The following is a 4,276-nucleotide window of genomic DNA, read 5'->3' as shown; positions in this document are numbered from 1 at the left end:
GGGCACAGCCGACAGGCGGGCCGCAGCACCCGCTCGCGCTCCGGCGGCTGGCGCCCTGAGAGTCTGGTCATCCCGCACCTCCCATCAGGTACAGAAGACCCCCACCACCACACTCTACCAGACAGCCGGCTTTGCCGTCCTAGTTTTTTTGAAGCGGTAGCCCTGGCGGCGGAACCAGTGCGAGATCGAAGCCGGGGTGATCTTGGTGCCGAGGGTCAGGAGTTCTGCGGCCAGTTGGGGCATGGTGATATCGTCCTTCTCGGCCACACGCTGAAGGAGGAACGCCCGGTGCGGATCAAGCTTGGAGTAGCGCCAGCCACCCTCCGGCTTGGGGGCCAAACTGCCGGTAGCCCGATAGGCCGCCATGAGCCGCACTACGAAGGCGACCGAGACCTCGAAGTGCCGGGCTGCCTCATGGCAGGAATGGCCCGCCTCGACAAAGCGCGCCACCCGGCGGCGTAAATCCAGCGAGTAGGACTTGGTCATCGCTCATCTCCTCCCAGAAAGAGGGCTGAGAGAAGGGAATCACGAAGCCGCCAAGCCGCATAGCCCCAACGACTCCGTCAGAACTGCCGTTGCTCTAGTTTGGATTAGCGTCGGCCAAACCGACTCCCGCCGAGGCGCCGTCAGGCTGACCGGAAGTGGAACACAGGGAGGTATAGCGTCGGCGGTCACTATCCTGCCGCTTAGAGCATCTTTCCTCGCAAAACCGGTTCCCACTTTTGCGTTCGATGCTCTACAGCATCGGATGGAGCGGAAAACCGGGTCCACTTTTCCGTCCGATGCGCTAGAAACAACATAGCGACTGCGCCTCAGGTCCCTGATGAAACCCGAAATCTGCCTTTTCAAGCAGAGACCTCGGCATGTGGGCTGGGCCGCGTCGTTGCGAAAAACGGGATGGAGCAGCTTCTGGGATCCAAGGGTCCGATCATCAGGCAGCCCTCGCGCCGAGGGTCCAGGAAAGGATTTTCCCTTACACGCTTCCCCGACACCTTTTGTCGGGCTCCACTTGCAAGCCCGCACAGCGAGGCACCCCTGGCCGGTAGAGCCTTCTGTTCCGGCATCGTCTAATGGCGCAACGGAAGCGACTGGCTCTCATTGAACAAACGCTTCGGCCGATGGTCTAGCCGTTCGGCGTACTCTGCTTGGATGGCAAATGACTTGCCGCCCAGATAGCCGCCTGTGTGCGGTTCTTCGCCTGAATCTTGCGCAAAATCGCTTTCACGTGAACTTTGACGGTCGCTTCCGTGATATCGAACTTTCGGGCGATGATCTTGTTCGAGTCGCCATCCATGAGGCAACGCAGGATCACCGTCTCGCGAACGGAGAGTCCTTTCGCCGGAAGGCTCGTTTCATGGGAATCATCAGGAACCGGCGCCTGCTTGGGGTGATCGGCCCGGAGATCGCGTTCCCGCAGAAGATCGAGGATAGCCCCCGGGAAAATGGCCTCCCCTAGCATGACCAGGTCCAGCGATTTCACCAGAACCTCATGCGAAATCGACTTCTTGAGATAGGCATCTGCTCCAGCCTGAAAGGCTGCAACCACTTGCTTAAGGTCGTACTCCTCAATCAGCATGATCACTTTTGCGCTCGGATTACCCTCTTTCAGCATCCGGGTCTGGCGGCAGGTGGCATCGTGATCGCGGCTTGCATCGATAATAAGGACGATCGCGCTGTTCTCGATCCCCGCCACGGCACCCATTTCCTCGAGGCTCGCAGCTGCCACGGAAGGAGAGTAGGCCGTCTCCGCGAGGATTCGGCGCAGACCTTCTCTCAACAGGGCGTTCGGTTCGATGAGAAGCGTCTTGATGGAGCGAGCAGCAACATGGTCTGTCGAAGAAGGCTCAACCGAACGGGCCAGCTCCATGTATCGTGAATATGCGATATCCTTGGCCGAAGAAGCACCAGGATGAGGAAGACTATCAAGATCGTAGGTGTTCCGCATCGCAGATGCCTTTCTGGTCTTGATTCGGTGAGCAGAGAATAAAAATTCTCTAACAATGTTTAGCTTATAATCTCATTATAGACAATCATTACCCATTCAAATCATTTTAACAATCTTTAATTGTTATCTTTGGTATGAAATATCGTATCTTTTATCGACAGGATGGCCTATTGGCTTTTCTAGCCTCCGCCACAGAGATCCTCATTTTTAAAAATCTCTTTCCAGTGTCGATTCAACTTCCGCAGTATTGGATTTCCTCTTTGAAGGCACGTTTTTAACAGCAATCCGAAGCCGCTTTCCCGGAGGATGTCACTGCCGTGACTTGCTGCAAGAAAGCAACCGAATTGACGATCGAGCGGGCTTATTCCTCAACGACATCGAACCGAAAAGATTGGTTCATTGTGCGGCGGGCCCATCTTGATCCCTCTGCCGCACAGAACGACGCCAAGGAGCGGAGCGTCGGATGACAGCCTGTCACGCCCGGCGCTCTGGTATGGATACTTTATCCACAGCTCATGCCCAAGTCGTATCTGCCGAATTGGACGACAGATGATTGACGGCCCACATGGCAGCTTGTGTTCGATTTGCAACGCGAATCTTACGCAGAATAGCCTTGATGTGAACTTTTACGGTTGCTTCGGCAACATCAAGCTTGCGCGCGATTACCTTGTTCGGAGCCCCTTGCATCAAGCATTGCAAGATCTCCGCCTCTCTGCTCGATAAGGTGCGGATAGGAGAGTCAAGGCTATCGGAAGTCGCCGCGGCCTGCTGAGGTGACATCCGGATGGCCGAAGTATCGTTTGAGAGTTCTGCCCCCAACCCATTGCCTGAAATTGCGGCCAGAAAGGCTGCTGAGGGAAACACAACTTCACCCAGCATCACAAGGTCGAGGTACTTGATCAGCGCCTCGCACCCCGTGGTAGCGAGACAATATCCATCCGCTCCTGATTGAAATGCGGATTTCATACCATCAAGATTGAAACTGTCTGACAGAACCACGATACGTGCTTGCGCATATCGTTGCTTCAGAGACCAGATGCCCTCCGCCAGTCCCGCTGGATACAGGCTCGCATCGAGAATGAAGAGAAGCGGGCTGTCCTGGTCGGTGTGATCCAGGGTTATGTCTCCACGAGTCAGATTTTCCGGATGCAATCGGAAGCGCGTACTGGAGAGAACATGCCTCAAACCCTCACGCAACATCGAGTTCTTGCAGCCTAAGACCGTGGTGACTGGCAGAAGGTGTGACATGCGAGGGAGCCTTTCCGCAGAGGTTACCTCGAATTGTACGAATTAACCGTTTGTTAGCCATCCTTAATAAAGAGGTATCGTTTTATGCTTAGGTGGTAGGCCTGGAATCACTAATAAGAGTGGGTGATCTTGAGAGTACTCGTGAGAGCGGGCACTCGCCACAATCGGCTCACGAGAATTCGCTCAGAACCACTTCGCAACGATCTGCGCACGCAGAGCCGTGCATGCATCCAATTTCGTACTCCTTTGGTGCAGACAGCGAAGCGCCCGAGCGATTGTCAAGACCTCCTTACAGTCAAGCTGACGTCCAATTGCCACGATTGGTGACGAGAAATCTCCTCAAACAAGGGGACTCTCATGATTTTTCGTCTTGTTCTCGCGTGCGCGGCGATCGCTTGCGCCCTGCCAGCAACAGCATCTGAACGAGATCAAATCGATGCACTGATCGCGCAGCACGCCAAGGCTCACGGTGTTCCTGAAACTTTGGTACATAGAGTCGTCAAACGTGAGAGCGGATACAATCCGCGCGCATCCCATAGAGGCAATCTCGGCCTCATGCAGATCCGCTATGCCACCGCACGCGGCATGGGCTACACTGGAGACGCCTCCGGTTTGCTCGATGCAAACACCAACCTGACCTATGCGGTTCCTTATCTGGCAAACGCCTATATGGTCGCAGGCGGCAACTCCGACCGCGCAGTCGCCCTTTATGCCGGCGGTTATTATTACGAGGCCAAGCGCAAGGGCCTGCTGAACGCCCTCAGAACAGGCTCCAACGACCCTATCATGACCGGGTCGATCCCCACCTCCTCAGGGCTTGCATCTGCTAGCGCGCGCTGAAGCATCGGGCTTGAATTCGATGTCGCGTCCCATGCTTTGAGCGTTTGTCGTCGGGCAACTTTTTTGCGCAAATCGGATCCCATTTTTACATTGGCAGGCTAGAGCCTTTTTCGGCTATTCCGAGTCGGAGGGGATTCCGCTGTGAGGCGTGATGTGTCGTGCTGGCTTCCAGACATGGAGGCAGGCATGGCACGCGCTTACAGTCAGGATCTGCGGGACCGCGTGATCAAGACAGCCTTGGGT

General features: G+C 55.6%; 4 protein-coding genes. 1 reads left to right on the top strand and 3 read right to left on the bottom strand.

What is annotated here, in order from left to right; all coding sequences use genetic code 11:
- Window positions 1-114: 114 nt before the first annotated feature.
- The 3 genes from AB4097_RS21320 to AB4097_RS21310 form a co-directional block, all read right to left on the bottom strand.
- The gene (locus tag AB4097_RS21320) at window positions 115-486 is read right to left on the bottom strand and encodes an IS630 transposase-related protein (RefSeq protein WP_442043275.1); all 372 of its coding nucleotides are present in this window, start codon (window positions 484-486) and stop codon (window positions 115-117) included.
- 637 nt (window positions 487-1,123) lie between these two features.
- Entirely contained in the window at window positions 1,124-1,945 is an 822-nt protein-coding gene (locus AB4097_RS21315) for a LuxR C-terminal-related transcriptional regulator (RefSeq protein WP_442043273.1), read from the bottom strand.
- Window positions 1,946-2,458: 513 nt separating this feature from the next.
- Window positions 2,459-3,193 carry a LuxR C-terminal-related transcriptional regulator gene (locus tag AB4097_RS21310; RefSeq protein WP_442043271.1) on the bottom strand — a complete coding sequence of 245 codons (735 nt, stop codon included), beginning with the start codon at window positions 3,191-3,193 and terminating at the stop codon, window positions 2,459-2,461.
- A gap of 357 nt (window positions 3,194-3,550) precedes the next feature.
- On the opposite strand from AB4097_RS21310, the gene AB4097_RS21305 reads away from it, so the two are divergent.
- The gene (locus AB4097_RS21305; RefSeq protein WP_442043269.1) at window positions 3,551-4,033 is read left to right on the top strand and encodes a transglycosylase SLT domain-containing protein; all 483 of its coding nucleotides are present in this window, start codon (window positions 3,551-3,553) and stop codon (window positions 4,031-4,033) included.
- Window positions 4,034-4,276 lie beyond the last annotated feature (243 nt).

Origin of the sequence: Microvirga sp. 2MCAF35 (assembly GCF_052115545.1) — a bacterium.
In the GTDB taxonomy this organism is placed as follows: Bacteria; Pseudomonadota; Alphaproteobacteria; order Rhizobiales; family Beijerinckiaceae; genus Microvirga.
The sequence above is the reverse complement of the archived record's forward strand: the minus strand, read 5'-3'. Positions and strand labels throughout refer to the sequence as shown.